Source organism: Rhodoferax sp. XS2R6 (genome assembly GCF_056521365.1).
In genome coordinates this window covers 1-15505 of the sequence record NZ_JBWMAY010000005.1, presented here as the reverse complement: position 1 = coordinate 15505, position 15505 = coordinate 1, and the positions used below count along the sequence as shown (strand labels likewise).

The 15505-nt window shown below is 60.1% G+C and carries 15 protein-coding genes; 11 read left to right on the top strand and 4 right to left on the bottom strand.

All coding sequences use genetic code 11. The annotated features are described in order from the left end of the window. Positions 1–4 precede the first annotated feature (4 nt). On the top strand, positions 5–1000 hold the full coding sequence (locus AC097A_RS16100) for a Bug family tripartite tricarboxylate transporter substrate binding protein (protein ID WP_479621617.1): 996 nt from the start codon (positions 5–7) through the stop codon (positions 998–1000). After that, positions 997–1686 carry a dienelactone hydrolase family protein gene (locus AC097A_RS16095; RefSeq protein ID WP_479621616.1) on the top strand — a complete coding sequence of 230 codons (690 nt, stop codon included), beginning with the start codon at positions 997–999 and terminating at the stop codon, positions 1684–1686. The genes AC097A_RS16100 and AC097A_RS16095 overlap by 4 nt, the downstream gene beginning before the upstream one ends. Positions 1687–1698: 12 nt before the next feature. On the opposite strand, the gene AC097A_RS16090 is transcribed toward AC097A_RS16095, so the two are convergent. The 4 genes from AC097A_RS16090 to ltrA all read right to left on the bottom strand — a co-directional run bounded on the left by AC097A_RS16090 (position 1699) and on the right by ltrA (position 6565). Then, the gene (locus tag AC097A_RS16090) at positions 1699–2442 is read right to left on the bottom strand and encodes a substrate-binding periplasmic protein (protein ID WP_479621615.1); all 744 of its coding nucleotides are present in this window, start codon (positions 2440–2442) and stop codon (positions 1699–1701) included. Positions 2443–2509: 67 nt separating this feature from the next. Continuing rightward, complete coding sequence (locus AC097A_RS16085; RefSeq protein WP_479621614.1) at positions 2510–3631, bottom strand: magnesium transporter CorA family protein; 1122 nt, start codon at positions 3629–3631, stop codon at positions 2510–2512. Between the two features lie 75 nt (positions 3632–3706). Continuing rightward, on the bottom strand, positions 3707–4732 hold the full coding sequence (gene hemB / locus AC097A_RS16080; RefSeq protein ID WP_479621613.1) for a porphobilinogen synthase: 1026 nt from the start codon (positions 4730–4732) through the stop codon (positions 3707–3709). 75 nt (positions 4733–4807) lie between these two features. Then, positions 4808–6565 (bottom strand): group II intron reverse transcriptase/maturase, encoded by a 1758-nt coding sequence (ltrA, locus tag AC097A_RS16075; protein ID WP_479621612.1) that lies wholly within the window; start codon positions 6563–6565, stop codon positions 4808–4810. 1368 nt (positions 6566–7933) lie between these two features. On the opposite strand from ltrA, the gene AC097A_RS16070 reads away from it, so the two are divergent. The 9 genes from AC097A_RS16070 to AC097A_RS16030 all read left to right on the top strand — a co-directional run. Further along, positions 7934–8362 (top strand): CopD family protein, encoded by a 429-nt coding sequence (locus AC097A_RS16070; RefSeq protein ID WP_479621611.1) that lies wholly within the window; start codon positions 7934–7936, stop codon positions 8360–8362. A gap of 17 nt (positions 8363–8379) precedes the next feature. Continuing rightward, entirely contained in the window at positions 8380–9474 is a 1095-nt protein-coding gene (locus AC097A_RS16065) for a VanZ family protein (protein WP_479621610.1), read from the top strand. Positions 9475–9483: 9 nt separating this feature from the next. After that, a complete protein-coding gene (locus AC097A_RS16060) occupies positions 9484–9834 on the top strand; it encodes a (2Fe-2S) ferredoxin domain-containing protein (RefSeq protein ID WP_315494314.1) in 351 nt (116 codons plus the stop codon). Positions 9835–9903: 69 nt separating this feature from the next. Continuing rightward, entirely contained in the window at positions 9904–10533 is a 630-nt protein-coding gene (locus AC097A_RS16055) for an alpha/beta hydrolase (RefSeq protein ID WP_479621609.1), read from the top strand. 25 nt (positions 10534–10558) lie between these two features. Then, complete coding sequence (locus AC097A_RS16050) at positions 10559–11743, top strand: serine hydrolase (RefSeq protein ID WP_315849404.1); 1185 nt, start codon at positions 10559–10561, stop codon at positions 11741–11743. 116 nt (positions 11744–11859) lie between these two features. After that, on the top strand, positions 11860–12237 hold the full coding sequence (gene rpsL, locus AC097A_RS16045) for a 30S ribosomal protein S12 (protein WP_011466063.1): 378 nt from the start codon (positions 11860–11862) through the stop codon (positions 12235–12237). A 177-nt stretch (positions 12238–12414) separates the two neighbouring features. Next, on the top strand, positions 12415–12888 hold the full coding sequence (gene rpsG, locus AC097A_RS16040) for a 30S ribosomal protein S7 (RefSeq protein WP_105261723.1): 474 nt from the start codon (positions 12415–12417) through the stop codon (positions 12886–12888). Positions 12889–13034: 146 nt separating this feature from the next. Beyond that, positions 13035–15137: an elongation factor G gene (gene fusA / locus AC097A_RS16035; protein ID WP_105261722.1), complete on the top strand. Its 2103-nt coding sequence runs from the start codon at positions 13035–13037 to the stop codon at positions 15135–15137. Between the two features lie 152 nt (positions 15138–15289). Further along, positions 15290–15505: GTP-binding protein (locus AC097A_RS16030; protein WP_479621608.1), on the top strand; the 216-nt coding region annotated here is incomplete at its 3' end.

Genomic DNA, 15505 nt, shown 5'->3' with positions numbered 1-15505 from the left:
GACCATGGGTTTTTCTTTGCAAGGCTGGGGCGGCACATTGCGCCGCGCAGGCGTGTTGGCCGTGTCGGTGTCGGCCCTGCTGGCCGCAGGTCTGGTGCAGGCACAAAGCGGCCCGGTGCGGCTGATGGTGGGTTTTCCGCCCGGTGGCGGCACCGACGCGATTGCCCGCACGCTGGCCGACAAGCTCAAGGATCAGCTGGGCATGCCGGTGGTGGTCGAGAACAAGGCCGGTGCTGGTGGGCAGTTGGCCGCGCAGGCGCTGAAGGCGGCCGCGCCGGACGGTCTCACGCTGTTCCTCTCGCACGACCACACCATCTCCATCCTGCCCCAGGTGGTGAAGAACCCAGGGTATGACTCGGCCAAGGACTTTGTGCCGGTAGCCGGGTTTGCCACCTTTGTGAATGCACTGGCCGTCTCGGGCGGTACCCCGGCCAAGTCGGTCAACGACTACGTGGCCTGGGTCAAGGCGCAGGGCGGGGGCAAGGGCACGGTGGGGGTGCCAGCTCCGGCCTCCACGCCAGAGTTTTTGGTCAAGGTGATTGGCCAGAAGTACGGGCTGGACCTGCAGTCCGCCCCCTACCGCGGCAGCGCGCCCATGATGGCCGACATGCTGGGCAACCAGATTGCGGCTGGCACGGGCTCGGTGCCCGATTTCATTGAAAACCACAAGGCCGGCAAGATCCGCGTGGTGGCGGTGCTGGGCGGTGCGCGCCAAGCCATCCTGCCCGATGTGCCCACCTTTGCCGAGCTGGGGCTGGCGGGGTTTGAAGACCTGCCGTACTACGGCATCTTTGCCCCGGCGGGCACGCCCAAGGCGACCGTCGACAAGTTCTCCGACGCGCTGGCCAAGGTATTGACCCAACCCGACGTGAAAGAACGCCTGACCGCCATGGGCCTGACCGTTGGGTTTATGGACCAGGCCACACTGGCCAAACGCGAGCAGGCTTACACCAAGGTCTGGGCCAAGTTGATCAAAGACAGCGGGTTTGTGGCGCAATGAAGACCGACACCGTGAACCTGACCGCGGCGGATGGCTTTGTCTTCCCCGCCTATGTGGCCCATCCAGACGGTGTGCCCCGCGGTGGCATCGTGGTGCTGCAGGAGATCTTCGGCATCAACGCCCATATCCGCGCGGTGGCCGATGGGTATGCCGCCCAAGGGTATCTGGCCATTGCACCCTCCACCTTCCACCGCGTGCAAACCGGCGTGGAGCTGGGTTACACACCCGAGGATGTGGCGGCGGGTGTGAAGCTCAAAGCTGCGGTGGAGGGGCTGCCCCCGCCCGGCGTGCTGCAAGACGTGCAGGCCGCGGTGACCATGGCGGCCGAGGCGGGGCCCGTGGGCGTGGTGGGTTATTGCTGGGGCGGTTTGTTGACTTGGCGTGCCGCGTGTGCGCTCTCTGGCATCCGCGCCGCCGTGCCGTATTACGGTGGCGGCATGACCACACCGGCCGAGGTGGCGCGCCAGCCGCAGTGCCCGGTGCTGGCCCATTTTGGTGACCAAGACCACGCCATTCCGCTGGAGGGGGTGCAAGCCTTCCAGGCCGCACATGCCGGGGTGCGGGTAGAGATTTACAACGCCCAACACGGGTTCAACTGCGACCACCGGGCGGCCTTCAACGCCGACGCGGCCGCGCTGGCACGTGAACGCACGCTGGCGTTTTTCGCGCAGCACCTGCAGGGCTAATCGACGGGCTTGTTACTGCGGCAGGCCGTAGCGGGCCAGGGTGCGGCGCACCACACCGTCCCGCACTAGCTGTTTCATGGCGTTTTGCCACAGCAGGGCTTCGGACTCCGGGATGTCCAGCGAGCCGCCCAACCAGATTTCTCCATAGTCCAGTGGCTTGCTGAGTTGCAGCTGGGTGCGCGGGATGCCGTACTCCGCCAGCACGGCGAGGTTGATGGCATCCCCACCATAAATGGCGTCGGCCATGCCACGTTCCAGCATGCGGGCCATGTCCAGCACCGAGTTGGCCGGTACGACCTGTTTGAAATTGCGGCCCAACAGATGCCCCTCATTGGGGGAGCCGCGCAGCACGGCAATGCGCAGATCGCGCAAGGCATCCAGCGTATCGAGGTTGACCGCCGTGCCACGCAATGCGATGAAGACAAACTGCTGGCGGTACAGCTTGACCAGCCAGCGGTAGCTGGCTTCCCGCTCGGCCGTGCGGGTCAGTGGCAGGATCAGGGTCCGGGGCTGGGTGCCCACCATGCTGAGGGCCCGGGTCCAGGGGTAGAACTGGATGGGTGGTGCCTCGCCCAGGCGTTCGGCCATCTCTCGCACCAGCACGCCCAAGGCGCCCGGGGCGTTGGGGCCGGCTTCTACGGTGAACGGGGGCAGGTTGCCGCTGACGATTTGGTAGGGTGCGAGGGTGTCCGCACGTCCCTGCAAGGCCAGGGCAAGCAGCATCAGGGTGAGCAGGGAACGCAGCTGCAAAGCCATGGTGTGTGGTGTTTTCAACGACGCAGCCAGTGTAGCGCTGCCCGCCCGGAGTCGCCAGCCCTGGGGGTCAGCGTTCGGAGCGTGCCAGGTAACGCTTGCGCCAGAAAAACACCGCCAGCAGCACCGCGGTTAGCACCATGCTGGCAATCGCCCACCAGAACCCGCTTTGCTGGTGCAGCAGCGGGATGAAGTCGAAGTTCATGCCGAAGATGCCGGCAATCAGGTTCAAGGGCAGAAAGATGGCGGTGAGCACGGTCAGCGTGCGCATGATGTCGTTGGTGCGGCTGCCTTGCACGCTGAAGTGCATTTGCACCGCAGTTTCCACACTCTGCTCCAGCCGGCGCACATGGTGCACCACGCGTTCGATGTGCTCCAGCACGTCGCGGCTGCGCACCTGCAGCAGCTCGCGCTCGCGCGCTTCACCCGGGCTTGTGGGTTCGGGCCAAGTCTTGATGGCCTCGATCCAGTCCTGCACGGCGGAGCGTTGTTCTTCACACACGTCGTCGAGCTGGTGCAGCGCCATACGTGCGTCCAGCAGCGAACCCCAGTTGCTGAAGCGGGCCCGCGGGCTCAATAGCTCGGTTTGCCAGTGGTCCAGCTGCTGGGTCAGTTCTTTGCGCAGGGCCAGGTAGCCGTCCACCATGTGGTTGACGATGCGCAGCATCAGGTCGGCCGGGCTGGTGGGCAGGCGGGCGCCGGCGGTGCGCGACTCGCTGCTGGCGGCTTGCAACAGCTTGGCAGCGTAGGCGTCACGCACGGCACAGTCGGTCGGGTGCACGGTGAGCAACACGCGGTCGAACACCGCAAACCCCACCGGGCTGGTGTCGATGCGCCGCAGAATGGGCGGGCCACCGCGTTTGGGCGCCACATTCAGCGGTTGGCCGGGTTGCTCCAGATCGGTGGGGCGGCTGCCCGCCGCCAGCCGGCGGAACACCAGCAGGTCGTACTGCGAGGTGTAGTCGTAGTGTGAGGGCAACTGGTTGTTGATCAGGTCCGAAATATGCAGGTCCACCAGTTGCACACCGCACTGCGTTTGCAGCGTGGCTTGCACCTCGGCCTGCGCCACCTCAAATTCGCGCCGGGCACACGCCACCCACACATACCCCTCGGGCGGGATGCCCTGGGCCGTGAGCTCGGCCAGGTTCTGGCCTTCGGTCACGCTGTTGGCTTGGATGTGGAAGATGCGCATGGATGTTCGAAATATGGATAAAAAGTGCCTCTGGCGCCCGTGGAGTATGCGCGAACAGCTCCTGTTTTTATAGCGTCATGTGCGCAAGGCCTTGGCTGCGTCAATTGCAAAGTAGGTCAGCACGCCGTCCGCACCTGCGCGTTTGAAGGCCAGCAGGCTTTCCAGCATCACGGCGTCGTGGTCCAACCAGCCGTTCTGTGCCGCAGCTTTCAACATCGCGTACTCGCCACTCACCTGGTAGGCGAAGGTGGGTACCTTGAATTCGTCTTTCACACGGCGCACCACGTCCAGGTAGGGCATGCCGGGTTTGACCATCACCATGTCCGCGCCCTCGGCAATGTCCATGGCCACTTCGCGCAGGGCTTCGTCGCTGTTGCCGGGGTCCATCTGGTAGACCTTTTTGTTGCCCTTGCCCAGGTTGCCGGCCGAGCCCACCGCGTCGCGAAACGGGCCGTAGAAGGCGCTGGCGTACTTGGCGCTGTAGGCCATGATGCGGGTGTGGATCAGGCCTTCGGCTTCCAGCGCGGCGCGGATAGCGCCAATGCGGCCGTCCATCATGTCGCTGGGCGCCACGATGTCCACACCGGCGCGCGCCTGGGTGAGCGCCTGCTGCACCAGTTGGGCCACGGTTTCCTCGTTGAGGATGTAGCCGTTTTCCTCAGGCCGGGTGTCCGGCAGGCCGTCCTGGCCGTGGGTGGTGAAGGGGTCCAGCGCCACGTCGGTCATCACGCCCAGATCAGGAAATTCTTTCTTCAGCGCCCGCACCACGCGCGGCACCAGGCCGTCGGGGTTCAGCGCCTCCTTGCCGTCGTAGGTTTTGAGCGACTGGTCGACCACGGGGAACAGCGCCATCACCGGTATACCCAGCTTGACGCATTCTTCGGCCACGGGTAGCAGCAGGTCCAGGCTCAGGCGCTCCACGCCGGGCATGGAGGCAATTGGCACGCGCTGATTCTGGCCGTCCACTACGAACACGGGGTAAATCAGGTCGTGCGCGGTGAGGGCGTTTTCACGCACCAGGTTGCGGGTAAAGCTGTCGCGGCGCAGGCGGCGCGGGCGGCCAAGGGGAAAGGGGGCGAAGGGCGTGGAGGGTAGGGACATAGTATTTCTACTATATCCCCCCCTAAGAACCGTGCATGCGGCTTTCACCGCACACGGCTCATGCACGACCACTGGCTACACAGCGTCATCAGGTTGCATAACCTTCGACTGCTTTGCCAGATTAAAGTCTCCCGTACTGGAGACCGGCTTGATAACCTTCAAACCTAGGGCGTGGACACGCCTGTGACAGACCGGGTGTAACAGCACCCGATTGGAGAGAGCATCACTCCCACCTAGCTGCCGATAGACGATATGGTGGTCGTCCATGGGTTCATCAGCCATGTCAATTTCTTGCTCACAGAGAGCGCACTTACCACCTTGGTCGAACCATAGTGAGGCCCGTTGAGCATTCCAAATGGAATCACCCATTCGTTGCACCCGCAGTTTCTCGCCATAGGCAACCCAATCGGGGTGGAACGGGTTGTAATCCCCCTTCACTTTGATGTGGCGAACAATTTTCATGTCCGAGAGGCGATACAGCGGTAGCGGTATCCTTTCCACACCCCCAAACGGGTCATCCTGCAAGCCAGCAAACTGTTTGCGTGAACCACACTGCTTCCAGTAGTGGTGATACACCCATTTTGTCGTCTTGCGCGGATGCGTCCGCAGACCCCAACGCATCAATCGCCAGTAAATCAGGCGGTCGGTTTTGCTGAAGGTTTGCTTTGCGACCGTCCCTTTGTGGTACTGAGCCCAGCCTTTAAGGACTGGATTCAGGCGCTTTATCAGCGTTTCTACAGGAACCTTCGATTGCGATGTGGCGATGATCTTCTTCACCTTGCCGTAAAACGCTTTCACGTTTTTCTGGTTCGGCTTGATGAGCAGCTTGCCCCCGTATTTACGGAAGTTCCACCCTAGAAAATCAAATCCCTGATCGATATGCACAATGCGCGTCTTTTCCTCGGACAGAGTCAGTCCCCGCTCGCGCAAGAACTCAACAATCCAAGGTCGGACCACGGTTTCCAGCAGCTCCTTCGAGCTGCCTGTCACCACAAAGTCATCTGCGTACCGGACCAAGTGCACCTTACCTTTTCTGGCCAGAGCGATCCCCATCTTTTCCCGAAGGAAATTCAAGAGTTCGACCTCCAACCCGTTCAGGGTGATGTTCGCTAACGTCGGCGAGATGATGCCGCCCTGCGGCGTGCCATCATCCGTGCGCTGGAGTTGACCCGCGTCAACCACTCCAGATTTCAACCACTTCCGCAGCGTCACCTTGTCCATGTGGACGTGGTTCAGCAACCATTTGTGGTTGATGTTGTCAAAGAACCCAGAGATATCTGCGTCTAATACCCATTCAGCCGAGGCTTTCATGGATAAAGACCCAAAGAGCTGGCTCCGTGCATCATGTGTTGATCGCCCTTTCCGAAACCCATACGAGTTCGGATCGGACGCACATTCCACAGCGGGTTCCAGCGCCAGCAGGTGGAGTGCCTGCATCGCTCTGTCTTTCATGGTCGGTATGCCCAATGGCCTTTCCTTCCCGTTAGCCTTTGGGATATAGACCCGCCGTAGGGGGCGAGCCCGATACCCATTGGTGTTCAGACAACCAATCGCATTCCACTTCTTAGTTGGCGTATCCCATAGGACGCAATCGATGCCACTCGTTCGCTTCCCTTGGTTTTCCGTTACTTTCCTGACGGCCAATGCCTTGGCTTGCCAGGATCGGATCAGGCTCCGCGTGAGTCTTGCGACCCGTCGGAAATCCTTCTCCGTTTCTGCCTGCGCTATGCGCATCTGCGCCTTTCCTACGAACTGCATGACAGCCTTCCAATTGATGGAGTGCCATTCACTTGATTCGTCCGGAGACGCAGCATCGTTGCCGATGTGTTCCATACCATTCTCCAGTTAGGTAAAACCCATTTGAAGAAGGCACTGACCCAGAGGGTCAGATACCCTCTGGGTCATAGTTAAAAGTCGCAACGGCTTTACGCTGTCGCACCCTGAGCAAGTCAGCCAGCTTTCACTGCGGGGCATAGCCCCTATGCCATCCATTACAGACGGCCATTCGCTTTTTGCTCAATCCTCTACCCCCTCCACCATGGCCTTTGATTACTCGCAGGTTGCCAACCCTTGCGGGCTGGCGGTGAATGGGGCTTACCTCGTTTCCCTCTGTGCCCATCTGGCTGGCAAGCCAGACGATGGGGTTAGGGACTCTCTATCCGCCGGAAGTCGTTTGGGAACGATGCGAAGTCCACGACATGCGCATCCTGACTTCGTGCCTTTTGGCTACAGCTCCTCCATTGCTGGAGAGACAAGCGTAAGCTGTTCAATTTTCGCGACGGTTCAGACGAGAGTTCACATTACATTTCCCGTACCCTATACCTCGGCAACCTCTCCACTTCTTGCTCATGGAGTTGGGACTGACTCGCGCCAGCCTTGTGTGCATGTGCACGGGTTGTTTAACCGTAGCTCCGCACCCCCGGATTACTCCAGACGCACGTACGGTCAAGGTCACGCCGTTCCAGACGTGGTTTCTTAGGAAACAAGACACAGAGAGCGGTAACGCTCTGTATGCCGCCAAAGCAGCGGCCCCACATTTACAAACATTTACGTTTCAATGTGGTGTATCGACAACGAAAACCCCATCCAAGGATGGTTTCCGCGTTGAGAACTCGCCCTCCCGGGCAAATTCACGATGGTTATTTGCTTGCAAATAACCATCTTCTTAGGTGTCCTCCCGAGGGAGAAAACCAGCAGCTTCCCAGAGGAGAACTGCGCTTTGAAAGGCTGATTAGTTCAGCTACAGAAGCGACTTCGAGTCGCACCATGGGGAAAATTGTGCCTGAATCCTTGGGCGCCGCTGTGGGCGGACCAAGGGGAAGATTCGTGTAATACCACAGCGGTTAGAGAGGGATTTACAAAAAAGTGCTTGTCACACGGCCGCAACATTGCTAAATTCAACACCGGATAGCTTGCTATCCCCCGCTTTTCCTCCCTGAGCGGGGCCTTGATGTGTGACAGCAAATAGGCTTACCACCCCAGCCCACGTGCTGGGGTTTTTTTTGGCTGTACTTTTGTTGGTGTCTCTGGCGCTGGTGCGGGATGGCTGGGCATTTTGCTCCGTGTCCCCCGCCCTTCGGGCTCCTCCTTGACCTACGCAAAATGCCCAGCCATCCCGCCCCTGCCCGCTCCGCGAGCCCAGCATGTGTGTTCCGCTTTTGTCTGCGGGCGCCAACCGGCCTCAACGACTACACTTTCCCCATGCTCTGGGTCAAAGCCTTCCACATCGTTTTCGTAGCCAGCTGGTTTGCGGGATTGTTCTACCTTCCCCGCATCTTTGTGAACCTGGCCCTGGTGCCACCCGGTTCCGAGGCCGAGCGTGCGCGCTTGCTGCTCATGGCACGCAAGCTGATGCGTTTCACGACCTTGCTGGCGGTTCCTGCCATTGGTTTGGGGGCGTGGCTCTGGGCAGGGTACGGTATTGGATGGGGCTCGGGCAACGGTTGGATGCACGCCAAGCTCTTCATTGTTGCCTTGGTGCTGGGCTACCACCATGCCTGTGGTGCGCTGCTGCGCAAGCTGGAGGCGGGCACGCTGCAACGCAGCCACGTCTGGTTTCGCTGGTTCAACGAAATTCCGGTGCTGATGCTCACGGCCATCGTCGTGCTGGTGGTCGTCAAGCCTTTCTAAAGTCACAAGTACACGGCATGCACAAATCTGCCGCGTGGCCCCTTGCCTGGTTGTATGCAGGGTTGGTGGTGTACGCGAGCTGCTACCCCTTTGTGGGCTGGCGTGACCAGGGCATTGCGCCTTGGGAGTTTCTGTTTGCGCCCATGGCGCGTTACTGGACCGGGTTTGACGTGGGCGTGAATGTGGTGGGTTATGTGCCCCTGGGCGCGCTCCTGGCCCTGGGGGCCTTGCGCAACCGGCGCGGCCACTACCCGGTGGTGGGGGCAGTGTTGGTCGCCACGCTACTCTCACTGGTGATGGAGGCGTTGCAAAGTTACCTGCCAGCCCGCATTCCGTCCCGTGAAGATTTTTTGCTCAATGCCCTGGGCGGTGCGGTGGGGGCTTGCAGTGCCTTGCTGCTGGAGCGTTGGGGGGCGATTGACCGCTGGAGCCGGGTGCGGGCGCGCTGGTTTGTGCCGCATTCGCGAGGGGGGCTGGTGCTTTTGGCCCTGTGGCCAGCGGCGCTGTTGTTTCCGGCGCCGGTGCCGCTGGGTTTGGGCCAGGTGTTGCAGCGGGTAGAGCAGGGGCTGGCCGAGTGGCTGAGCGACACCCCCTACCTGCACTGGCTGCCCGTGCGCGATGCCGAACTCACTGCCCTGGCGCCGGGGACCGAAATGCTCTGTGTAGCGCTGGGCCTGCTGATCCCCTGTTTGCTGGGGTTTTGCATTGTGCGTCCGCTGGCACGGCGCTTGGTACTGGTGGGCGCGCTGGCGCTGCTGGCGGTGGCCGTGACCGGGCTGTCGGCCGCACTGAGCTGGGGGCCTTTGCATGCCTGGGCCTGGCTGGACTTGCCGGCTCAGTGGGGGCTGCTGGTAGGGGGCTTGCTGGCACTGGGGCTGGCGTTCATGCCCTGGCGCGGCAGTGCGGCCCTGGCACTGGTGGCCTTGGGGCTCTATATCAGTGTGCTGAACCAGGCGCCGGAGAGTCCGTACTTTGCCCAGACCTTGCAACATTGGGAGCAGGGGCGCTTCATCCGCTTCCATGGGCTGGCGCAATGGTTGGGCTGGCTCTGGCCGTACGGAGCCCTGGTGTATTTGCTGGCACAACTGGGGCGGCGCAGCGAGGAAACCTAAAATCCCGCCATGACCCAAGCCACCGCACCCCAGAGCTCGTATTACGAGCGGCATATTTTCTTTTGCCTGAACGAGCGCAAGAATGGCGAGGCCTGCTGCGCCCAGTACCAGGCCCAGGAGGCCTTTGACCGCTGCAAACAGCAGGTCAAGGCGGCCGGGCTGTCCGGCCCCGGCCAAGTGCGGGTCAACAAGGCTGGCTGCCTGGACCGTTGTGCCGCCGGTCCCGTGGCCGTGGTCTACCCCGAGGCCGTCTGGTACAGCTTTGTCGATCTGCAGGACATTGACGAGATCGTCGAGTCCCACCTCAAAAACGGCAAGGTGGTCGAGCGACTGGTGACGCCGGCCCACCTGGGGCGGTAGTTTTAAGTCAAATAGGGCTCTAGTCCTTATGAATACTGCGCAAGCAGCTATTGAAATGATAGTGATTGCATGAATACATCCACCCAGAAATTCAGCCTGACCGGGCCTGCGGGCGTCCTGGAGGCCTTGCTGGACCTGCCGCCAGACGCTGTGGCGCCACGGGGTACGGCGGTGATTGCCCATCCTCACCCGTTGTTTGGCGGCACCATGGACAACAAGGTGGTGCAAACCATCGCGCGTGCTTTTGTGCTGTCCGGCTGGCGCGCGGTGCGGTTCAATTTTCGGGGTGTGGGCGCGAGCGAAGGCGCGTATGACGAAGGCCGTGGCGAGTTGCAGGACCTGCTTGCGGTGGTGGCCCACAGTGCGCCCGAGGGAGCGTTGGCGCTGGCCGGGTTTTCGTTTGGTGCTTTTGTGACCAGCCATGCCGTAGCCGCCTTGGCCGCCCGCGACCCCGCCGCGGTGGTGCTGGTCGGTACCGCCGCCAGCCGCTTCACCGTGGCGCCGATTGCCCCCGAGCTGCACGACCGCACGCTGGTGCTGCACGGCGAGGCCGACGACACCGTGCCCTTGGCCGATGCCATGGCCTGGGCACGGCCACAAACCCTGCCGGTCACCGTGGTGCCCGGGGGCGGTCACTTCTTTCATGGACAATTGCCGCTTCTGCGCAGTCTGGTCGCGCGCCATTTGCGCACCGTGTGAGTTTTCTCTTCTTTTTCTACCTCCCATGAAATCCTTTGTTGCGGCCTTGTTGGCCTCTGTGTGCTTGGCCGTCTCCGCCCAAGTCCCCCAACCCCCGGAAATTGCCGCCCGCGCCTACCTGCTGGTGGATGTGACCGCCAACCAGATCCTGGCTTCCAAAGACATGGACATGCCGGTGGAGCCTGCGTCTCTGACCAAGTTGATGACGGCCTATCTGGTGTTTGATGCCTTGCGCAGCAAGAAAATTGACTTCAAACAGGCCCTGCCGGTGAGTGAGCGTGCCTGGAAGATGCCGGGTTCTCGCATGTTCATCGACCCCAAGATGCAGGTGCCCGTGGAGGATTTGATCAAGGGCATGATTGTGCAAAGCGGCAACGACGCCACCATGGCGTTGGCCGAAGGCGTGGGCGGCACTGCGGAGCGTTTTGTTCAGATGATGAACGAGCAGGCCAAGGTGCTGGGCATGAAAAATTCAGGGTTCAAGAATCCCGAGGGCCTGACCGAGGCGGGCCACACCACCACCGCGCGCGACCTGAGCATTCTGGCCACCCGCCTGATGTCAGACTTCCCCGAGTACGTGCACTTTTATGCCATCAAGAAGTACCGTTACCCCGGCACCCCCGCCGCCAACGACAGCAACCGCAACCTGTTGTTGTTTCGCGACCCGACCGTGGATGGCCTGAAAACCGGGCATACCGATGCCGCGGGTTACTGCTTGGTGGCCACCGCCAAGCGCGATTTCCCCCATTTGGTCTCTGCGGGCGCACCCGCGGGGTCTGCCGCTGCGACTGGCAGCCGCCGCCTTTTGTCCATCGTGCTGGGGGCCGACAGCGAAAACGCCCGTGCCAACGAATCGCAGAAGCTCTTGAACTGGGGCTACACGGCCTTTGAGGCGGTCAAGCTGTTTGATGCCAACCAGGCCGTGGTGACCCCCAAGGTCTGGAAAGGCAGTGCTTCCGAGGTGAAGGTCGGCAAAAAGCAGGCGCTGATCGTGGCGGTGCCCGCAGGTACGGCCAGCCGCCTCAAAACTGAAGTGGTACGCAATGAACCCGTCGTGGCCCCGGTAGCGGCAGGCCAGCAACTGGCCACGTTGCGGGTTTTGGCCGGTGAGCAAACTGTGGCCGAAGTGCCACTGGTGGCGCTGGACCGGGTGGAGCAGGCCGGCATCTTCGGCCGGGCCTGGGATGGCATTCGCCTCTGGATCCGCTGACGGTCGCCGCGCATGTATTGCGTGTAAACCCTCAATCTGGTACATTAGAAGGCTTTTCGGAAATTCCGAAGAGATTCACGTTTTCGTAATATTTCAAACGTTTAGGGACGTTTTCAATGCCAACCATTAACCAGCTCGTGCGTCAAGGCCGTGAGGTCGAGACCATCAAGTCGAAGAGCCCTGCGATGCAGAACTCTCCGCAGCGTCGCGGTGTGTGCACCCGTGTGTACACCACAACGCCCAAGAAACCTAACTCCGCTCTGCGTAAAGTTGCCAAAGTGCGCTTGACCAACGGTTTTGAGGTCATTTCCTACATCGGCGGCGAAGGCCACAACCTGCAAGAACACAGCGTTGTGCTGGTTCGCGGCGGTCGTGTCAAGGATTTGCCCGGTGTGCGTTACCACATCGTTCGTGGTTCGCTGGACTTGCAAGGCGTGAAAGACCGCAAGCAGTCTCGCTCCAAGTACGGTGCGAAGAAGCCAAAGGCCAAATAATTTGACCTGGGCCCATCGCTGCAAAGCTTTGGATCCGAAAAATAAGAGGTGTTCGTTTGTTGCGTGGCGCAATAAATGAACGAAGTGACCCGCTGTTTGGGTCGAGTAAGTGAGAGTCTTATTGATTAACTCTCGCGGTGCCTGCAAAGGTGCCAACTGAAGCAAAGAGGTGAAAAAATGCCACGTCGTCGCGAAGTCCCTAAACGTGAAATCCTGCCGGATCCCAAGTTCGGCAATGTAGAGCTGTCCAAATTCATGAACGTGATCATGGAAGGCGGCAAGAAGGCTGTAGCCGAGCGCATCATTTACGGTGCCCTCGAACTGATCGCCAAGAAGCACCCTGACAAAGACCCGGTGGAAGCCTTCACGGTTGCCATCAACAATGTCAAGCCCATGGTGGAAGTGAAATCCCGCCGCGTGGGTGGTGCCAACTACCAAGTGCCTGTGGAAGTGCGTCCTGTCCGTCGTCTGGCTTTGTCCATGCGCTGGATTAAAGAAGCTGCTCGCAAGCGTGGTGAAAAGTCCATGGCCCAGCGCCTGGCCAACGAAATGTTGGAAGCCACTGAAGGCCGTGGCGGTGCCATGAAGAAGCGTGACGAAGTTCACCGCATGGCTGAAGCCAACAAGGCTTTCTCCCACTTCCGTTTCTAAAAACGGACCCCGCGGCTTTCAAGTGGTGGGGTGGTCCTGGCGGCGCAATGGCGCTGTCATGCGGGCCATTCACACTTTGAAGGCCGCACGCCATGCTGCGCTGTGCAGCTGGCGGTTTACAGAATTTGATCAAACAAGGATCCATCATGGCTCGCACTACTCCCATTGAGCGCTACCGCAATATCGGTATTTCTGCGCACATTGACGCCGGCAAAACCACTACCACCGAGCGTATTCTGTTTTACACCGGTGTGAACCACAAGATTGGTGAAGTGCACGATGGTGCGGCCACCATGGATTGGATGGAGCAAGAGCAAGAGCGTGGTATCACGATCACGTCTGCTGCCACGACCTGCTTCTGGAAGGGCATGGATGCTTCCTTCCCCGAGCACCGCATCAACATCATTGACACCCCCGGACACGTGGACTTCACGATTGAAGTCGAGCGTTCCATGCGTGTGTTGGACGGCGCTTGCATGGTGTACTGCGCTGTGGGTGGCGTGCAGCCCCAGTCCGAGACCGTGTGGCGTCAGGCGAACAAGTACAAAGTGCCTCGTTTGGCCTTTGTGAACAAGATGGACCGTACCGGTGCCAACTTCTTCAAGGTGGTGGAACAGATGAAGCTGCGCCTGAAGGCCAGCCCTGTGCCAATCGTGATCCCAATCGGCGCTGAAGAAAACTTCACCGGTGTGGTTGATCTGCGCAAGATGAAAGCCATCATCTGGGACGAAGCGTCCCAGGGTATGAAGTTCACCTTCGAAGAGATTCCGGCCGACCTCGTGGCTACCGCCAAAGAGTGGCGCGAAAAGATGGTGGAAGCTGCGGCCGAAGCGTCTGAAGAGCTAATGAACAAGTACCTGGAAGAGGGTGAGCTGACCGAAGAGGAAATCACCGCCGGTCTGCGTACACGTACCATCGCTGGCGAAATCCAGCCGATGTTGTGCGGCACTGCGTTCAAGAACAAGGGTGTGCAGCGCATGCTGGACGCCGTGATTGAGCTGATGCCTTCTCCGTTGGACGTGAAGGCCATCAAGGGCTTTGACGAAGACGAAAAAGAAGTGACCCGCAAGGCTGACGACAGCGAAAAGTTTGCTGCCTTGGCGTTCAAATTGATGACTGACCCGTTTGTGGGCCAGCTGACCTTTGTGCGTGTGTACTCTGGCGTTCTGAAAAAAGGCGACACCGTTTACAACGCGGTGCGCGGCAAAAAAGAGCGTATCGGTCGTATCGTGCAAATGCACGCCAACAACCGTGAAGAAGTCGATGAAATCCGCGCTGGCGACATCGCTGCATGCGTGGGTTTGAAAGACGTGACCACCGGTGAAACCCTGTGTGATCCTTCCGCTGTCATCACGCTGGAACGCATGGTGTTCCCTGACTCGGTGATTCGCCAGGCAGTAGAGCCCAAGACCAAGGCTGACCAGGAAAAAATGGGTATTGCTCTGAGCCGTTTGGCCGCAGAAGATCCTTCTTTCCGCGTGCAGACCGACGAAGAGTCGGGTCAGACCATCATTGGTGGTCAGGGCGAGCTGCACCTGGAAATCATTGTGGACCGCATGAAGCGTGAATTCGGCGTGGAAGCCAACGTGGGCAAGCCCCAGGTTGCTTACCGCGAAACCATCCGCAAGCAAGTGGTGGATGTCGAAGGCAAGTTTGTGCGCCAGTCTGGTGGTAAGGGTCAGTACGGCCACGTGGTGTTCACCGTTGAACCCAACGAAGCCGGCAAGGGCTTCCAGTTCGTCGACGCCATCAAGGGCGGCGTGGTGCCTCGCGAGTACATTCCTGCTGTTGAAAAGGGCGTGATCGAAGCCTTGAACCAGGGCGTGATGGCTGGCTACCCCGTAGTGGACGTCAAGGTGACCTTGACTTTCGGTTCGTACCACGATGTGGACTCGAACGAAAACGCGTTCAAGATGGCTGCTATCTTTGGTTTCAAGGAAGGTTGCCGCAAGGCCAACCCCGTGATTCTGGAGCCCATGATGGCTGTGGAAGTGGAAACACCTGAAGACTACGCCGGTAACGTGATGGGCGATCTGTCCAGCCGCCGCGGCATGGTGCAGGGCATGGACGACATGGTCGGTGGCGGTAAGGCCATCAAGGCTGAAGTGCCCCTGTCCGAAATGTTTGGCTACTCCACCACCCTGCGTTCCATGTCGCAAGGTCGTGCCACGTACACGATGGAATTCAAGCACTACGCGGAAGCCCCACGTAACGTGTCTGAAGCCATCATGGCAGCGCGCGCAAAGTAATGGGTTTGCGGGGCAGATCTTTGGCTCTGTCCTCAACTGATTGAAGAATTGTCTGCGACAGTGTGCCGCTCTGTGCCCGTGCGGAGCGAACTAGCAACACTGTGCAGACATAAAACCAACACACGGGTATAGCTCTTTTGGAGAATTGAAAAATGGGTAAAGAAAAATTCACACGAACCAAGCCACACGTCAACGTCGGCACGATTGGCCACGTGGACCACGGCAAGACCACCCTGACTGCAGCCATCACGACCGTGCTGGCAGCCAAGTTCGGCGGCTCTGCCAAGGCGTACGACCAGATCGACGCAGCACCTGAAGAAAAAGCACGCGGTATTACCATCAACACCGCCCACGTGGAATACGAAACG